Genomic DNA, 19,404 nt, shown 5'->3' with positions numbered 1-19,404 from the left:
TAGTATATCAAGTATATTTTTTTTGAAAAATATGGAAATAAAAAAAATTAATAGTATAAAAATTATAAATGTTATTTTTATTTTTAATTGTCTTGAAATAATAAATTTTATTCCGTAAGCTAATATTGGAAGTAATAATATGTTTGCAAAAAAAATAAGTTTTATCGGTCCTCTAAACCAAGAAAAAAATGGAATTATATTGTTTGCTAAATTTGAAAAAGTTTTAAAAGTTAACAAATATAAGAATATTACAAATATAATATTTTTTAAAATATTCTTATTCCAAATATGGAATAATACCATTATGATGATAAAAAAATTTAATGCACCAAAATAATTTGATGTTTCCCAAAATACTTTACTTGTAAAAATAATATTTATATTAAATAATAGCGTTAATAAATATTTTAACTTATAACAAATGTAAATATTACCGGTGTCAAATATATTAAACCTTCTGCCTCCTTCAAGATAAAAAGAATAACTTGGAATTAATTGAATAGCTGTCAAAAAAATAGAAAAAAAATAAGAACTTATTACTACGATAATTGTATGTTTGTTCCTACAAAAAATTAATACATAAAGTAAAGAAACAAGAGCAGTATAATATACATACTGAAAATGTCCGGCAAATATTTGTAAAGAAATAATAAAAGTTATTGGAAATATATTAAAGTAATTTTTGTGTTTGAAAGTTTTATCATAAAAATATAATAATAGAGGGAACCAACATGCAGTAATTATATTTGATAAATGAGCGGCATAAAAATGTAGGTAAAAGTTTGAAATAAAAATTGAAATTACAGAAACAATCAAAGCAGTTATAGTGTCTTTTATTTTATTTTCTATCCATAAAAAAACCGAAAAAGATAATATAAAAAAATGTATTAAAAAAGATAAATTGATAGCTTTTGATATTGGTAAAAAGAAAAATATTATATTCGGTAAATAAAAAACAGCAGTTTCCGAATTTGCAAAAAACGGTATTCCGCAAAATATTTTTGTTGTCCACAATGGGAAAAAACCGATTTTAATTGTATCAAAGGCATACTGTCTTATATTTATAAGATATTGTAAATCCAGTTTATCAAAATTTGAAAAAAATGTTTCAACCGGTGCAAATAATATGTTTAAATGAGTAAAAAAAATAATTGCTAAAAGTATTATTGCAATATAATAATTATTTGTTTTGATAAAATATTTTTTAATTTTATTCATATAATTATTTAAAAGTAAAAGAATGTAATTGCCATCCGATTACTTCATGATATAGTAAATAACTTAAGGTTATAAAAATTATCAAACAGAATATTATTATTGGTATTTTTGTATACTTTCTTGTTTTGTTTAAAAGGTATACTATTATTTTTGCAAAAATAAAAAACAGCCCTAGATAAGGAATGTAAGTATATCTGTTTGCCACATCAAAATTTTCTATCGGTAAGATATTGTTAGATGGTAATATTGTTATAATAAAAAATGCAAAGCCGTAAAAAAATATTTTTGTTTTCCGTAAAGATAAAAAGCAAAAATAAATTAAAATGTATACAATAGCAGGTGAGTATAAAATATATAAAGGTGGCATTGAGGATTTATTATATAAATACGGATATGCACATTGTAGATTTATTGGTAGTATTAATTTTTCTAAGTAAAATAAAATGTTAAAATGAGCATTTATAAAATTTATAGTAAGATTGAAAAAATTAAAAATAAAATCAATATTGTTTATTTCAGTAAAATGGTATTTTGTAAAATAATGCGTTTGTATTGTGGCAATAATAAATATAAAAGTAATTAGGATGTATATAAAATATATTTTGACTTTTTGTTTTTTAAAATTATTTGTATAAAAATCAATTAAAATTAAAACAAAAGGCAAAGTAATAGCCATTGCTTTTGAAAAGCAAGAAAATAAAAACATAATAACGGACAAAGTTATATAAATTGTTGCTTTTTTGTGATCATACATTTTTATGTACAATAGTATGGACAATAAATAAAAAAATGTATACAATAAATCTTTTCTTGCACTAACCCAACAAACCACTTCGGCTCTTGTAGGGTGTATAGCAAAAAGACTTGTTATTATAAAAGATAGCCAGAATGACTTGGAAAGTTTAAAAAATATTAAAAAAACCAAGATAATGTTTGATATATGTAGCAAAATATTATCAAAGTGAAATATTTCAGGAACAAAACCGAATAAGTTTTTCTCTATCGTATAAGAAATTGTTGTCATAGGATGATAAAGACCTTCGTTATAACTTTTAAAAATAATTATTATTGATTTTAGTGATATATCCGGTAAAGCTTTGTTATTTACTTTTAACATGCGACCGTCATCTAATGGTGAAAAATTTGCATTAATCATAGGTATAAATACTAAAAATGTTACTGCAATTAGAAAAAATAATAGAAATATTTGATATTTTTTTAAAGTATACATAATGTTTAAATTGAGATCTTAAAATATTTAACGTACATAATTATATCAAAAATAAAACAGAAAAAAGATTGTATTTTTTTATATTTAAAAGTTCACAAATTTTTCACATTTGGATAGTGCAATTTTTTTTAAAATAAGTTATAATTATATTGCAAGGGGGTGGAAAAAGAAGTTAATTTAAGCAGTTGGTCGTGTAAAAAAAGTATTTTTTAGTAAGCGGTAAAAAAATTAAAAAATTATAGGAGGTGCGGCCATGAACAAAAAAATAGTCGGTTTTGTCTTGGCAATGTGTTTAACGTTAGGTCTTGGTGTAGCAAATTCGTTTGGTTTTGATAGATTTGGGCATGTTGGTGATGTAGTAGCTACTTCTTCTGATGGTCAATTAACAGGTTCGGAATATACAGCAACTATTAGTGCAGGTGATTTGCAGAAAATACAAGAACAAAATGATAGAATATCAACAATGTTTGGTTATGCTGCCGGAACAATGGTATTTTCTATCAATAAAAATTCTTTGAATTTTTATGATGGAGATGGGCTTAAAGTAGGTTTTAGTATAGCTAAAACTCCTGACGGAAAGCTAAAATATACACTAACATCATTAAATTTAACAGGAAGTGATATTAAATATATTCAAAAAGCAGGGGGATTAAAGAATTTTTTACTTGCGTTGGGTGCAACTGAAGAGGATTTACAGGCACCAAAAACTAGATCAGATGGGGCTTTCGTGAATGAAGCTGGTGATGTTGTTGATAGTGCAGAAGAAGCAGCTATGGAAGAAGTTGGATGGTTAGGTATTGCTGAGACGTGGTTATCTCTAGGAAAAGAGGATCATACAATTTCTATAAATTTTGAAGCTGAAGGTGGAGCTCAAGTTACGTTGTGTCAAGATCAAAAACCACAAGAAGTTTATGGAACACTTAATGGAAAAGCTTTCTTGATGACTGAATATCAATATGAAAATGGAGTATTAAAACGAGTTGTAAACGCTAAAATTAAAGCAAAACCTACTAAGACGAATGATGATGGAACAAAAGGCAATTCTAAGGGCGAAAATAAAACGACAGAATATAGTATTGAGTATACAGTGACGGTTATGGATCAATATGGCAGAGAAGCTTATTCTTATGCAGCAGAAGGAGTGTATGAAGGAGAAGGCAAAAATAGAAGAATAAAAACAGATGCGTTTGGTAATGGAATCTATAAAGAAATAGAATATACAAAGAAGAAAAAGGTTGAGGGAAATGATGGTAGTATATACTTTGAGGATGATAAAGATAACACAGGTTCAGGACATACTGTAGATTATGAATATTCGGCAAATGGTTCTTTAATAAGTTCTACCGATCATACAAGTGGACAAACTACGTATTATTCTAATGGAAAACCAAGTTATGTCATGTATGACGGGCAGGTTATATCTAATTACTTTTATTCTGCTACCGGGCTTTTGGAATGTATTAAGAACTACAATGGTGGAGTAGCAACCAGTATGACAGTTTTTGATGAATTTGGCAGACAAATGGGATCTGTTTCATTGACAGGTGATAATTGGAAGTTAACCGTAGAAGAAGCAAGAAAAAGAATAATGAACAGGTTAATGCATCCTGATTCAACGGTTGATGATGGTGTTCAAAGTATAACGTGGTATAGAGATTATGTAGAGTATATTAAAGGACAAGTTGGAGAAGCCCAAGCATATAAAATTTTCGAAGCTTTCGGATTAAGCAGACAGAAAATTGATTTTGCATATAAAAATACTCGTGGCTACTCTTCAGCTATGTTAAGTATGAGCCTTAGTTTTGGTAAGAAATCAGGAGAAGAAGCAGCCAAGTATGCAGGTAAAGCTGGCAGTAATGTAAACGTAGATGAAGATACAAGTGTAGAATATGGTGAATTTGAACCATATGATTCATATGAAGGTGAAGTTGATACGGTAACATATACTACAAATATTATGGCACATGGAATAAATATTGAGCAAGTAGAACATACATGTGCAGCCGGTTCCGTAACGAAAACTACGTACTATGATCCTGTAACAAAAGGAAAACAGTGGTCTTCTGAACCTACAGATAAAGAATTGGAAGCAGCAATAGAAGAAAGAGGAATTGATAAGAATGATAAAAAAGCTGTTGCAGCATTAAAATCAGAACTTTCGCAAGCAAAACTTGAAGCGATGGCAGATAGGTTAGGAATTGATAAAAATGATGAAAAAGCAATGGAAGATTTGAAATATGGATTCTATACTGATGAAAATGGCAGAGTAATTTCGATACAAGTTGTTGATAGTATTAATATGCAAGGCGGTTCCGGATTCCAACCTATGGATGACGAAATTATAATGGTAGTTGTAAACGATAAAATTAAAAATGAGGTGATTAATAATATTAAAACTACAGGTGACAGAAGTGTAGTATTTGCAAGTGCTGTTACAGAGGATACAAATGGATTTAAGACAGTTGTATATCAAGAAGATTGGGGATATGCAGTTGGTCAAGAAAACGTAAATAAATTTGTAAAAGCAGTAGAAAATAAAGATTTTGATTGGGTAAAGAAAAATGAGGCTATAAACGGTCCTATACAAAGGGCTATGTTCGGTGATAAAACTCCTAATGTTGATACAATGTGGAAAGCTATACAAGCGGTTGCTTCTTTAGCCAATGGAAATCCAAATGCGTTTATTGAAACATTAAAATCTGTTCCCCCTGATCAACGTGATACGGTATTGAAAGGAGTAGCAGCAGGATTAAAAGCAGTAGGATTTTCATCAAGTTCACTTGGAAGAGATTGGAAAACTGGTGTTACTGTGTTAACCGGGAGTAATAATAAAAAAAGAACAGATGTTGCTAAAGTATTAAGAGACTATTTATTACAAGAAGAAGCAAATTTCTAAAATAAAGAATATTATCAAAAGCAAGAAATCCCATATAGCTAAAAACTATATGGGATTTTTGCAGTTTTTAATAATAAAATTTTATGAATACATTAAAAACAAATCAAATATTTTTAATTATAATATTATTGTTTGTTTCTTTTTTTACATTTATCCCTGCAATAAATTCAGGTTTTGCTAAACTTGATGATAAATTTATGGTTTTTCATAAAAGTGTAAAAAATATGGATATAAAAGAAGCTTTTATTGAAGAACATTTTGCAATGTATCATCCGTTAGTGACAGTTTCTTATGCAATTGAAAATAAATTGTTTGTTGCAACACCGGAATTTTTTCATTTTGATAATATGTTGCTTCATTGTATCAATACAATTTTTGTTTTAATGATTTTTTTGTTGCTTACAAAGAATTTTAATATATCCTATATAATTGCATTGTTATTTGCAATACATCCTTTACATACTGAAGTCGTTGCTTGGATTAGTGCAAGAAAAGATACGTTATATTCAATATTCTATTTGGCTTCAATTTATTTTTATATAAAAAGTTTGGATAGTAAAAAGGAAAAGATTTATATTGCAATATCTTTTATTTGTTTTTTATTATCATGTTTTTCTAAAGTTATGGCTGTAACTTTGCCGGCAGTTTTAATTTTAATTGATTTTTATTTAAATAAATTAAATAAACAAAAAATTAAAATTTATTTACCTTTTATTTTAGTGACAATTTTTTTTATAATAGGTGGAATACATGCACACTATTATACAGGTTTTAAATATACGGAATACGGTCTATTTAATAAATTTTTGAATGCACATTTTCATATTTTATTTTATATAACAAAGCTTTTTTTACCGATAAATTTATATTGCATGTATCCAAAATTATATAGTGAAAATATGGCTGTTCCTTTATATGTAACGGTATCACCAATATTAGTATATTTATTAACATTTTTTGTTATATACAGTTTAAAATATTCAAAAAAAATATTTTTCGGTTTTAGTTTTTTTATAATAACAATATCACCTTGTTTGGGAATTTTTACTATTGGTAAAGCAACAATGGCAGACAGGTATATGTATATTCCTTTAATAGGTTTGGCTTACATTTTAGCGGAATTTTTTATCTATATTTATAACAAATTAAAAAACAAATTCAGAGTTTTATTTTTGAGTATAGGAATAATAATTATTTGTTTATTTATATATTTGTCTTTTATGAGAACCATTGACTGGAAAAATAATGCATTTCGAGCACCTCAAAATATTAAATATTATACTCCCGATTTATTGTTTTGTATTAAAAAATAATTAACTGCTTTTATATATTAAACATATTGAAAAACAAAGAAAAAACTTGTAAAATCAAGGGTATATAAATTATATATAAATTGTTAAGTTAAAAAAGGGGGGAACATATTATGCAGGCTGTTATTATGGCAGGCGGCTTTGGAACAAGGTTAAGACCTATTACATGCAGTATTCCCAAACCTATGGCATCCGTGGCGAACAAACCGATGTTAAGTCATATTATCGAGTTGCTGAAAAAATATGGTTTTACCGACTTAACAATGATGTTGTATTACCAACCGGAAATAATAAAAAATTATTTTAAAGACGGAAAAGATTTAGGTGTTTCAATAAAATATTTAAGACCTGAAGTTGACCTTGGAACTGCAGGCAGTGTGGGTTTTGCAAAGAAAAATATTACCGGCACTTTTGTAGTTATTTCAGGTGATGTTTTAACAGATTTTGATATAGAAAAAGCAATAAAATTTCATAAAGAAAAAAAAGCCGTTGCCACAATGGTTTTAACAAGAGTTCAAAATCCTCTGCAATTCGGTGTTGTTATAACCGATAAAGACGGTAAAGTTGAAAGGTTTTTGGAAAAACCGTCGTGGGGTGAAGTTTTTTCCGATACAATAAATACGGGAATTTATATGCTTGAACCGGAAGTTTTTGATTATATACCGGAAAATAAAGATGTTGACTTTTCAAAAAATTTATTTCCTCAATTGTTAAAAGATAAAAAGCCGTTATACGGTTACATAGCCGACGGATATTGGAAAGATATAGGTAACCACGACGAATACAGATTTGCACATTATGACATATTAGACGGTAAAGTTAAAATAAATGTTGACGGAACAAAAAAAGTTATAAACGGTAAAACCGTTATAATAGGTAAAGACTCGGTAATAGAAGATGATGTAATCATCGATAATAATGTTATTATAGGTGATAATACCGTTATTAAAAGCGGTTCAAAAATAGGTGCTTCGGTTATCGGTTCAAATGTTGTTATAGAAAAAAATTCTTTGGTGCTCGGTTCGGTTATATGGGATAATGTAACTATCGGTTCAGAGGCAAGTTTAAAAGAAGTTGTTATAGGTTATTCCACGGTTTTGGGCAAAGGTGCCTCCGTTCAGGTCGGTTCCATAATTGCGGATGAATGCAATATAGGTGCAGATGCAACAATAAGGGCAAACCTCAGAATTTGGCCGCACAAAACAGTTGAAAAAGGTGCAATACTTTCTTCAAGTTTGGTTTGGGGTGCAAAGTGGAATAAGGCATTGTTTAATGCTTACGGCAGTGTAACGGGGCTTGGTAACATAGAAATTACACCGGAATTTGCCGCAAAGATAGGGTCTGCTTACGGTGCTTATATAGGCAGCGGTTCTTACATAGTTATTTCAAGAGATGACCACAGAGCAACAAGAATGATAAAAAGAGGTTTAATTTCTGGAATACTTTCCGCAGGTGTAAATGTGGGCGATATGTTAAACGCTCCCATACCCGTTGCAAGATATGAAATAGGTAATAACGGAGAAGTAGGCGGAATACATATAAGGCAATCCCCTTACGATGCAAAACTTATTGATATAAAATTTTTTGATAAATTCGGAAGTGATATTTCAATTAATCAGGAAAAATCTATAGAACAGTTGTTTTTCAGAGAGGATTTTAAAAGAGCAGATATGGATAATGTCGGCTTTATTACGGTTCCTCCCCGTGCAAACGAGTTTTATAAAACGGGTTATTTGGAGACCATAGAGAAGAAAATTTATTCCAATAAATCAATGAAAGCCGTTATTGATTATGCTCATTCAACGGCATCGCTTGTTTTTCCGACGATTTTAGGTGAGTTGGGCATAGATGTGGTTGCTTTAAATGCTTATATAGATGCAAAAAAAATAACAAAAACAAAAGAAGAATTTGCCAATTCATTAAACCAGTTATCCGATATTGTAATGACTTTAAGGGCGGACGTCGGTTTCTTATTTGATAACGGTGCGGAAAAATTGTTCCTTATAGACGAAAGAGGTAAAATTATAGATAATGATACCGCAATGCTTATTATGGCATATTTGGTAATGCTTACATATAAGTCCGGAACAATTGCAGTTCCGGTTACGGTATCTTCCGTTATAGATGAGCTTGCACAAAAATTTAATTTTAAAATTAAAAGAACGGGAACAAGCCCCAGAAATATAATGAATGCCGCAAAAGACGAAGGTGTAATATTTGTTGCCGATTGTAACGGCGGTTTTATATTCCCGGAATTTCAAAACTCGTTTGATGCAATGTATGCCGTAGGTAATTTAATGGAAATGTTGGCACAGGCAAAACTTACCGTCAGCAGTATCAGAAGGGAAATTCCCGCTTTTGAAGTTTTGCATAAAGCCGTTCCGTGCTCTTGGGATAAGAAAGGGCAAACAATGCGTAATGCAATAGAATATTCGAAAGGTAAAAAAACAGAACTTATAGACGGTGTAAAAATATTTTTGGATAACGGTTGGGTATTGTTGTTGCCGGATCCCGACGAAGCGTATTTCCATATTTGGGCGGAAGCAAAAGATAAACCGACCGCACAAGGGTTTATAAATATTTATACCGATAAAATAAGGGAATGGCAAAGATAAAAATTGATATAAAAAATAAGTGAAAACAGGGAAGGTTTTTAATCTTTCCTGTTTTTTTTACGATGTTATTTTTATAATTTAAAATTTTTGAGATAAATTAATTTCAATTTGATAAAATAAAAAACGGTTTAAATTTATAAAATTTAAAAAAGGAATAAAGTATGATTAAAAATTTGCCTAAAATTGCACTTGGAGCTTGGGCATGGGGAAACGACGGAACTTTCGGAAGTAATTTTACGCCGAAAATTTTAAAACCTGTTTTTGATACTGCAATGGCAAACGGACTAAACCTTTGGGATACGGCTTATGCTTACGGTATGGGAACATCGGAAAAAGTTTTAGCGGAATTTATAAAAGAATTACCGAGAGAAAGTTTTTTTATATCGGATAAATTTACTCCACAATGTGCTGACAAAAATTCGGCTACGGCAATGAAAGATATGATAGAAATGCAATATAAGCTTATGGGAATAAATAAGTTTGATATTTATTGGATACATAATGTTTGGAAAGCTCCTAAATGGACACAAGAGCTTGCAAAATATTTTGAGGGGAAACAAAATGTTCCGCTTATAGGAGTATCCAACCATAATCTTGCCGAAATAAAACAAGCCCAAGAAATTTTAAAAGCACACGGGCTAAAACTTTCCGCAGTCCAAAACCATTACAGCTTGATAAATCGTTACTCGGAAACTTCGGGAATTTTGGATTATTGCAGACAAAATAATATTTATTTTTTTTCGTATATGATATTGGAACAAGGTGCGTTATCCGGTAAATATGATACAAAAAATCCTATGCCGAAGGGTTCAGCAAGGTCATACACATATAATCCCATATTGGATAAAATTGAACTTTTAAACGAAAAATTAAAAAAGTTGGCAGACAAATATAATGTTGAAATTGCCCAAATTTCAATAGCTTGGGCAATTTCAAAAGGAACACTTCCCATAATAGGTGTAACAAAAGTAAAACATGTTGAAGATGCGGTTAAAGCTTTAAATATAATACTTGGCAGGGAAGAAATAGCGGAACTTGAAAATTTTGCCGACAGTCTTAAAACGGATGTTGTTCGTATTTGGGAAAGAAAACTTAAATAAAATTTAGTATAATAAACGGATATGATAAAAATATCTTACCAAAAATTGTTTTGGTTTTTAACAATATTTACAACTTTTATCAGATTGTCGGTAATAGGTAAAATAGGAATTACCGTTGATGAGGCGCACTATTGGGTATATTCAAAATTTTTGGACTTATCTTATTATGACCATCCTCCTTTAATCGGTTATATAATAAAATTATTTACCGAAATTTTCGGTGTTAATGAGTTTGCGGTTCGTTTGCCTTCGGTAATTATTTTTGTAGCGGCTTCATGGATTTTTTTTATATCCGCAAAAAAACTTTTCAATGAAAAAATAGCTTTTATTTCAATTGTTTTATTGAATATTTTACCGGTATTTTCTTTTTTGGGTGCCGTTGTAACAATTCCGGACAGCCCTTTATCTTTGTTTTGGTTGATATCATTTTATTTGTTTATAAATATAGTTGATACTTCAAAAAAAAGATATTGGTATTTGCTCGGTTTATCCGTCGGCTTTGCTTTGCTTTCAAAATATACCGCAGTTATGATTTACCCTTCAATAATTTTATTTCTTATATTATCAAAACAACACAGGTTTTGGCTTAAACAAAAAGAACTTTATATTTCAATGTTTATAGCTTTTATTTGTTTTATTCCGGTTATTTTATGGAATTTGGAAAATAATTGGGCAAGTTTCGGCTTTCAGTTAAGGCACGGTTTCGGGAGTTCTTTGCCCAAATTTTCGTTTACGTTATTCGGAAGGTCGCTTGCCGCACAAGCAGGTTATGTATCGCCTTTGTTGTTTATATTTTTCTGTTACGGATTATATAAATGCAGTAAAAATGCAATAAAAAATAAAGATAAAGCAAGCATGCTTATTGCAAGTTTTTCTTTACCTGTTTTATTGTTTTTTAATTTAATTGCAACTTTTAACGAAATTTTACCGCATTGGCCTGCAATGGGTTATTTAATTTTAACGATGTATGTTTCTTATTTGATTTGTGAAAATTGGTATAAAAAATGGCTTAGAAAAACCGTTTATATTTCCTGCGGTTTGGCAATGGTAATGAATATTTTGGTTCCTTTACATGCGATGTATAAAATTATTCCGTTAAAACCTTTTTTGCCTAAAGCCGAAGCCGAAAAAATAGAATTCGGTATAGAACGTGCCGAAGTTATAGACCCTACAAACGATTTGTTCGGTTGGAAGGAACTGAAACAAAAAATAGATGAAATATATTCCGCTTATCCTGATGATAACAAACCTTTTATTTTTACGCATAAAAGTTATTTGGCAAGCCAAATATTTTTTTATGTTCCGAACTTAAGAGTTTATTGTTTCAGTGATAAAACGGATGCTTATGATTTGTGGCAAAGAGATATTTCAAATTTAAAAAATAAAGATGCAATTTTTATTACGAGTAATTTTTTTGATTTCCAGGACCCTCAAAATGTTTATCCGTTTGAAATTTTTGAAGAACCGATGGAATTGCCGATATACAGAAACAATACTCTTTCCAAAAAATTTTGGCTTACCGTATGTAAAAATTTTGAACCGGAAAAATTACCGCAACGGTATACGGCTGATTTGGTCGGTGAAAAAAAGACAATTAAACAAGGTTTTCTTGACACTGACCATAAATTGTTTCTTTACATAAATAAAGAAAAAAAGAATACGTTTATTGATAAAATTGTTTCAAAAATATCTTACTGCGATTCCAAGGGCTTTAATATGCCTTTAATATTTATGGGACTTTTTTCAATTTTTATTTTAATGAAAGAAAAAAGGGAACAGTTTTGGATACTTGTTGCTTTGGTTATTTGTGTATCGGTTTGTGCCGGTATTTTTAATACCGTCTTAAAAGATATTTTTACAAGAGCAAGGCCGTTAGCTGTTTTTGGAGACGGTAATATAAATATTTTTTATGAAATAGTCCATAGAAATTCCTTCCCTTCCGGACATACCGAAGCGGCTTTTGCCTTAGCGGTTTCAATGATTATGCTTGTTCCGAAATATTGGTATATATTTTTATTGTTTGCATTGTGGACTCCGTTTGAAAGAATTTATGCGGGATGTCACTTTCCGTCGGATGTTTTTGCAGGTGCAACCATAGGTGCTTTATCGGCGTATATAATGATAAATATTTTTAGAAAAGCAATTAAATATAAAAAATTTTTAAAAGGAGATATAAAATGAAAGTTTTGGTAACCGGCGGGGCAGGTTTTATAGGTTCAAATATCGTAGATGCACTTGTTGAAAAAAAACATAAAGTTGCTATTGTTGACAACCTTGCTACGGGTAATATGAAAAATGTTAATAAAAAAGCAAAATTTTATAAAGTTTCAGTAACCGATTTTAACAAAATAGAAAATATTTTTAAAAAAGAAAAGTTTGATGTTGTAATTCATCATGCGGCACAACTTGATGTTAGAAAATCTGTTGCGGATCCGAGCTTTGATGCCGATGTGAATATTAAAGGAACCATAAATATTTTGGAAGCATGCAAAAGAACAAAAGTAAAAAAAATAATATTTGCATCTTCCGGCGGAACAATATACGGGGAATGCTCGTCCAAAGCTCCCGATGAAAAAGCTTTTGCAAATCCGTTGTCGCCTTACGGTGTTGCAAAACTTTCGGTTGAACATTATATTAAATGTTACAGTGCATTATACGGCTTAAAATACACGGTGTTAAGATATGCCAATGTTTACGGACCAAGGCAGGATCCTTTCGGTGAAGCGGGTGTTGTTGCAATATTTATAGGGAAAATGTTAAAAAATGAGCCGGTATTTATTTTCGGTGACGGTAAACAGTTAAGGGATTATGTTTATGTTAAAGATGTTGTTTCGGCAAATTTAAAAGCTTTAACTAAGGGAAATAACGAAATTATCAATATCGGAACACATAAAACTTTTTCCGTTAATCAGCTTGAAAAAGAATTGGCAAAAATTACAAATTATCAAAACAAACCTATATATAAACCTAAAAGAAGCGGTGAACTTTTAAAAAGTTTTTTAAATGTTTCAAAAGCAAAGAAAATTTTAAATTGGCAGCCGAAAACCGATATAGTAACCGGTTTAAGAAATACGGTTGAATTTTTTAAAAAACAAAAATAGGATGTATGTATGTCGATATTATCAAACAGAGAAATAATTTGTGAATGCGGCGAAACATTTGAAACAAATTTATGGTCTGCCGTAAGTGTTTCCGATAATCCGGAACTTAAAGAAGCAATAATTGCCGGTGAATTCAATTTGGTGTCGTGCCCTAAATGCCATCAAATGTTTTATTGGGAACATTTTTTTATTTATCAGGATTTGGCTAACGAATTTATTGCTTATGTATATCCTAAAAGTTATGAAAAACAGGCAACCTATTACAGAAATTTAATGATTCGGCAATTTAAGGAAGTTGCTTTAAGCACGACGGAAATGGTAATTGATTTTGAACCTGTTTTGTATTTCGGTATAGAAGATTTGGTTTCTACATTAAAAATGGAAGAAAATATAAATGATGAAATTCAAATTTTGAAATTTGTTTCAAAAATACTCGGGTTAAATATAATAAACATAAAACCGTCCGTTGCAAGAAATTTTTGTATGGTTCAGGTAATTCCGGTTTTGAAAGATGAAAAGGATAAAACAAAAGCCGTTATTTCAGGTTTGGAAAAACTTTTGGAATATAATAACAATCTTGTTGAATTTGAAAAATTTCTTGCAAGGATAAAAAGCAATCCGATATCTTTAAATGAGATTTTATCACATAAAATTTAACAGTTAATATAATTATGTCTCAAAAACTTATCATAGGTATAATACTACTTATTTTAAATGTGCCTTTCGGTTGGTTCGGTGCAGGAATTTGTGTATATTACGGTAAAAAATATAATAAAAAATTTTATTATTTTTTATCGGCAATTATTTATGGCTTGTCATGGGTTATGTTATTTACGGGCATTTATCTATGCGGTAAAGATTATGCCGAAATAATATTTGATAATTATGTTTCAAAATATATATATCCGATAATGATAATTTGTTTAATTGTATTTGTTACGGTTTATATAGTAAAAAAAATTAGAAAATAAATGTATTGCTTTTTAATAACCGTATAATTAATTTATTTCAAAATGAAAATAAAATTTAAAAATTTATTTAAACGCCCTGTTATTTTATTATTCATAATATATTCGGTAACATTAATAATATTAAATTATTATGGAGTTTTTTCGGCTTCTAAACAAAGCAGTTTAACGAATGCCGTAAATCAATACAAAGTTGAATTGTCGGGTAAAATAATAACTGAACCCGTAATAAAAAATAATTATCAACAATTTACATTGGAAGCAAAAACAATAAATAACAGAGATATTCAAAAAGAAAAAGTTTTAGTATCGGCTCCTTTAGATTATAATTTGCAATATGGAGATGTTATTTCTTCGGCAGGTAAGTTGATAAATACTCCAAAACCTTTGTTTCCCGGAAATTTCGATTACGGATTATATCTTAGCAGACAAGATATATATACTATTTTCTATCTTTCGGATGTTGCGGTTTTAAATAACGAACCGAATATTATAAAAAAATTTGCAATATCGGCAAAAAACCATATATCAAAACAGTTAGATAAATTTTTTAACCAACCTTATTCTTCAATATTAAAGGCAATGTTAACCGGTGATAAAGTTTCCTTGGAGCCGGAAACAAAAGATATTTTCATAAATACCGGTTTAATACATTTACTTGTTGTAAGCGGATTGCATATAGGTTTTTGTGTTGTAATTTTTATATTCTTTTTTAAATTGTTTAATTTACCTTTGAAATACGTATATTTTTTAACTATACCGGCTGTATTTTTTTACGTAGTTGTTACGGGTGCCAATCCGCCGGCTGTTCGTGCAGCCATAATGGCTTCAAGTATTTTGATGGCATTAATTTTAAACAGAGAGCCGTTAATATACAATGCAATTGCATTATCAGCATTAATTATTTTAATTATCAATCCGCAGGATTTATTTACGGCAAGTTTTCAAATGTCTTTTTTGGCTACACTCGGAATAATTTATTTGTATCCTAAGATAAATAAAATATTTTCCAACGTAAAAAATAAATTTTTAAAGAATTTATGTTCAATTGCTTCGGTAACTTTATCTGCACAAATTGCACTAATTCCGGTTTTGCTTTTTTATTTCGGCAAAATATCGGTAATATCTTTGTTTTCAAATATAATTGTAGTTCCGGTAATAGGTTTTGTTTTAGGGCTTTCTTATATTTTTTATTTAGCAACTTTTATATCGAGTTATTTAGCCGTTTTTATATCCGTAATACTTGCTGCTGTTTTGAAAATAATTTTATTTGTTATGGATTTTTTTTCAAATTTAAAATATTCAACAGTAGATGTTGTTAAACCCGGTATTTTTGAAATAATATTGTATTATGCGGCTGTTATTTTAATGTTTGAATTCGGTAAAAGTAAAAAAATGTTTTTAGTGTTACTGGCTTTAATATTAATTATGGTTTTTGAACCGTTAAAACAAAAAGAATGGACAAAAACTTTTGAAGGGAAAAGAAATGTCACCACACACATAAAAACAAAAAATGAAAATACAATTATTTTTAGGGAAAAAATTAACGACAAGTATTATTTTTCAAATTTACAACAATATCTGATAAGTATAGGTGTTAAAAAAATAGATCATTTTTATTCAAATACAAAAGAAAACATTAAAGAAAATTTACCTAAAATTAAAGTAGAAGAAATAATTTTGGATACAAATAATAATACATATAATTGAAAAAAATATATTATTTTGATATACTTAACGGATGTAAATGTTCAGTTTTAAGGAATATTTATATCTTTTTTGTTTTGATGAAGCGGAGGATGGTTATGCGTATATTGGTTTGTATAAAACAGGTTCCGGGAACAACGAACGTTCAAATTGATCCGGAAAGAGGAACTTTAAAAAGAGAAGGTGTTGAAGCAATAATAAATCCTTTTGACGAATATGCAATAGAAGAAGCCGTTCGGCTTAAAGAAAAAGTTGGCGGTAAAGTTACCGTTATTACAATGGGACCGCCGCAGGCGGAGTCTGCTTTAAGGGAAGCAATTTCAAGAGGTTGTGATGATGCAATATTAATCGGTGACAGAGCATTTGCCGGTGCCGATACGTGGGCAACCGCTTATGCAATATCAACGGCAATAAAAACAATCAGTGATTTTGGCGTTATATTCTGCGGTAAACAGGCAACAGACGGTGATACTGCACAGGTGGGACCTTCCGTTGCCGAAATGTTAAATATTGCGCATGTTGCTTATGTTCGTAAAATAGAAGAAGTTACGGAAAAATTTATAAAAGTTCAACGAATGATGGAAGACGGATACGATTTGATAGAAACACCCGTTCCGTGTTTGCTTACGGTTGTTAAAGAAATAAATACACCCAGAATTCCCTCGCTTAAGGGAAAAATGGCTGCTAAAAAAGCTGTTATAAAACAGTTAAATGCACAAGCTATTAATGCCGATACTTCAAAAACGGGGCTTGCAGGTTCACCCACACAGGTTAAAAAAGTATTTGCTCCGGAACAAAGAACCGGCGGGCAAATGTTTGAAGGAGAACCTTGTCAAATTGCTGCAGAGTTGGTTAAAAAATTATCAAGTGACGGCTTAATATAGAGGAGAATTAAAAATGCCAAATAAAATAAATATAGATACTGCCAAATGTGTAGGATGCGGTTCTTGTGAAGGCGCTTGCCCTTTCGGTGCTATATCGGTTAAAGAGGGTAAAGCCGTTATTGATGCGGCACAATGCAGGTTATGCGGTTCTTGTGTTCAAGCTTGTCCCGTAAATGCAATTGTAATGCAAAAGGAAGAAACAAAAAACGGTATAGATAAAACTCAATATAAAGGTGTTTGGGTTTATGCCGAACAAAGACATGGTGAAATTTCATCGGTTGTATACGAACTTTTAAATAAAGGAAGCGAACTCGCAAAAACGTTAAATGTTGCTTTAAGTGCCGTTTTGATAGGTTCTAATATATCGCAGAAGGCACAGGATTTGATAAACAGAGGAGCAGATAAAGTTTATGTTTATGATAATCCTGTTTTGGCCGAATTTCAAGATGATCCTTATTCATGTATACTTGCAAATTTAATAAAAGAAGAAAAACCGGAAATAGTTCTTATGGGTGCAACCAACATAGGCAGGTCTTTTGCATCAAGAGTTGCCGCAAAAATTTATACCGGGCTTACCGCAGATTGCACTGCACTTGAAATTGATTTGGAAACAAAAAATTTGCTTCAAACAAGGCCTGCTTTCGGCGGCAATATAATGGCTACAATTTTAACGCCTAACCACAGACCGCAAATGGCAACGGTTCGTCATAAAGTATTTAAAGAAGCTCAAGCCGTTAAAGGAAGAAAGGGCGAAATTGTAAATAAAACAATATATGCACAGACAATAATTAACAGAACGAAATTTTTAGGTTTTTTTAAAGATGAAAGTGCCGACGTAAATATTTCCGATGCCGATATTATAGTTTCCGGCGGAAGAGGTTTAGGTAATGCCGATGGCTTTAAATTGGTAACGGAATTGGCGAATTTATTGGGCGGTGCGGTAGGCGCTTCAAGGGCAGCGGTTGATTCCGATTGGATAGGTTATTCGCATCAGGTAGGGCAAACGGGAAGAACCGTAGCACCTAAAATTTATGTAGCATGCGGTATTTCGGGGCAAATTCAGCATATGGTCGGTATGAGTTCCTCCGATACTATCATTGCAATAAATAAAGATAAAGATTGTCCGATGGTAAAGGCGGCAACTTATTCTTTAATAGGTGATTTGTATGAAATAATACCTGCTATAATAAAAGAACTGAAAAATAAAGGAAAATAAACAAGGAGAAAAAAATGAAAAAGGTTGTAAGTTTGGTTGTGGTCAGCTTGATGTTTGCAGTGATTAATGTTTATGCGGCAGACTCTTCTACATTTGTAGATTTGTGTAAAACAGGCGGAATTGCGGCAATTCAAAGTATGTTAACCACAGGTAAAGTGGATGTAAATGCAGTTGCGGCAGAAACAGGGAAAACGGCTTTGATGTCTGCTTGCGAAAATACTACAAGTTCGGCTGTAGGTATAGTCGGTTTATTATTGAATTCCGGAGCAAATGTTAATGCTACCGATGTTCTCGGTAAAACAGCATTGGATTATGCAAAAAACAACGTAAAATACGGTGATAAAATTGTTCCTCTTTTGGAAAAAGCGGGTGCAGTTGCTTCAACCGTTAAAACGATAAAAAATTCATCCGCAACGGTTTCCGAAATGGCAACATCCGCAGCAACCGCAGCAGCGATAAAAATGGCAACGTCAGAAAATGCTTCAAAAACAGAAATTGCAGAAACGGCAGTAAAAGCCGCCGAAGCTACGGCAGCTGAAAAATCAACCGTAAATTCTTCAAATGCTTCTTCTTCAAGTTCTTCATCTTCGTCGGAAAACAGCGGTTTTTTCGGTAAGATAAAAAGCTTTTTCGGGTTTGGTAAATAATTTTAATTTAAAAGAGGATAAATGAAAATGAAAAAAGTAATTGGCAGTTTAAGTTTGTTGTTGTTAATGAGTTGTTTTGTTTTTGCAGGTGATGAAACAAGTAATTCTTACAGGCATTATTCGGTTATGGGCGGAGCTTCGGCCGAAGTAGAACCTAATGATAAGGAAATTCAACATTTCCCTACTACAGTAGCACCGAGTTTTCCCGAAGAAGATGTTGTTGCTGAGGAAGAAACGTCATCGGATCTTCAAAATGCTTTAAGTAAAGAAGTTCCCGTAATAGAAGAAAAAGAAGTTAAAGAAGTATTAAAAGAAGAAGTAGAAAATGCTGTTGATAAAGAACAGGAAAATTTCAAATTGGCATTGGAAAAACTTATGAAACAGAATTTATTTGAATTTGATTCAGATAAAATTTTGGAAGATAATCATGCAAATTTGGATATGATAGCGGAATTCTTAAAAGAATATGAAAAAATAACAATCAAAGTTGAAGGACATACAGATAATGTAG

General features: G+C 30.7%; 14 protein-coding genes and 1 pseudogene. All 15 read left to right on the top strand.

Annotation, left to right across the window (positions count from 1 at the left end; all coding sequences use genetic code 11):
• Window positions 1-139: 139 nt before the first annotated feature.
• Complete coding sequence (locus tag ACMUOV_RS02775; protein ID WP_413853526.1) at window positions 140-337, top strand: hypothetical protein; 198 nt, start codon at window positions 140-142, stop codon at window positions 335-337.
• Between the two features lie 489 nt (window positions 338-826).
• Window positions 827-952, top strand: coding sequence for a hypothetical protein (locus tag ACMUOV_RS02770; RefSeq protein ID WP_413853525.1), 126 nt, complete (start codon window positions 827-829; stop codon window positions 950-952).
• Window positions 953-2,702: 1,750 nt separating this feature from the next.
• Window positions 2,703-5,345 (top strand): hypothetical protein, encoded by a 2,643-nt coding sequence (locus tag ACMUOV_RS02765; protein WP_413853524.1) that lies wholly within the window; start codon window positions 2,703-2,705, stop codon window positions 5,343-5,345.
• An 83-nt stretch (window positions 5,346-5,428) separates the two neighbouring features.
• The gene (locus tag ACMUOV_RS02760) at window positions 5,429-6,658 is read left to right on the top strand and encodes a hypothetical protein (protein WP_413853523.1); all 1,230 of its coding nucleotides are present in this window, start codon (window positions 5,429-5,431) and stop codon (window positions 6,656-6,658) included.
• 110 nt (window positions 6,659-6,768) lie between these two features.
• Window positions 6,769-9,270 (top strand): sugar phosphate nucleotidyltransferase, encoded by a 2,502-nt coding sequence (locus tag ACMUOV_RS02755; RefSeq protein WP_413853522.1) that lies wholly within the window; start codon window positions 6,769-6,771, stop codon window positions 9,268-9,270.
• 161 nt (window positions 9,271-9,431) lie between these two features.
• On the top strand, window positions 9,432-10,370 hold the full coding sequence (locus tag ACMUOV_RS02750) for an aldo/keto reductase (RefSeq protein WP_413853521.1): 939 nt from the start codon (window positions 9,432-9,434) through the stop codon (window positions 10,368-10,370).
• Window positions 10,371-10,391: 21 nt separating this feature from the next.
• Entirely contained in the window at window positions 10,392-12,551 is a 2,160-nt protein-coding gene (locus ACMUOV_RS02745; RefSeq protein ID WP_413853520.1) for a glycosyltransferase family 39 protein, read from the top strand.
• Complete coding sequence (locus ACMUOV_RS02740; RefSeq protein ID WP_413853519.1) at window positions 12,548-13,471, top strand: SDR family NAD(P)-dependent oxidoreductase; 924 nt, start codon at window positions 12,548-12,550, stop codon at window positions 13,469-13,471. Before ACMUOV_RS02745 ends, ACMUOV_RS02740 begins: the two co-directional genes overlap by 4 nt.
• Window positions 13,472-13,480: 9 nt before the next feature.
• Entirely contained in the window at window positions 13,481-14,128 is a 648-nt protein-coding gene (locus ACMUOV_RS02735; RefSeq protein WP_413853518.1) for a CpXC domain-containing protein, read from the top strand.
• A 14-nt stretch (window positions 14,129-14,142) separates the two neighbouring features.
• The gene (locus tag ACMUOV_RS02730) at window positions 14,143-14,442 is read left to right on the top strand and encodes a hypothetical protein (RefSeq protein ID WP_413853517.1); all 300 of its coding nucleotides are present in this window, start codon (window positions 14,143-14,145) and stop codon (window positions 14,440-14,442) included.
• A 42-nt stretch (window positions 14,443-14,484) separates the two neighbouring features.
• Window positions 14,485-16,149, top strand: coding sequence for a ComEC/Rec2 family competence protein (locus ACMUOV_RS02725; RefSeq protein ID WP_413853516.1), 1,665 nt, complete (start codon window positions 14,485-14,487; stop codon window positions 16,147-16,149).
• 95 nt (window positions 16,150-16,244) lie between these two features.
• Window positions 16,245-17,030 carry an electron transfer flavoprotein subunit beta/FixA family protein gene (locus tag ACMUOV_RS02720; RefSeq protein WP_413853515.1) on the top strand — a complete coding sequence of 262 codons (786 nt, stop codon included), beginning with the start codon at window positions 16,245-16,247 and terminating at the stop codon, window positions 17,028-17,030.
• Window positions 17,031-17,043: 13 nt separating this feature from the next.
• Window positions 17,044-18,246 (top strand): FAD-binding protein, encoded by a 1,203-nt coding sequence (locus tag ACMUOV_RS02715; RefSeq protein ID WP_413853514.1) that lies wholly within the window; start codon window positions 17,044-17,046, stop codon window positions 18,244-18,246.
• A 14-nt stretch (window positions 18,247-18,260) separates the two neighbouring features.
• Window positions 18,261-18,893 (top strand): ankyrin repeat domain-containing protein, encoded by a 633-nt coding sequence (locus ACMUOV_RS02710; protein WP_413853513.1) that lies wholly within the window; start codon window positions 18,261-18,263, stop codon window positions 18,891-18,893.
• Window positions 18,894-18,920: 27 nt separating this feature from the next.
• A pseudogene (locus ACMUOV_RS02705) lies at window positions 18,921-19,404 on the top strand (hypothetical protein); the annotation flags it as partial.

This window comes from Candidatus Ruminimicrobium bovinum (assembly GCF_902760015.1).
In the GTDB taxonomy this organism is placed as follows: Bacteria; Elusimicrobiota; Endomicrobiia; order Endomicrobiales; family Endomicrobiaceae; genus Ruminimicrobium; species Ruminimicrobium bovinum.
The sequence above is the reverse complement of the archived record's forward strand: the minus strand, read 5'-3'. Positions and strand labels throughout refer to the sequence as shown.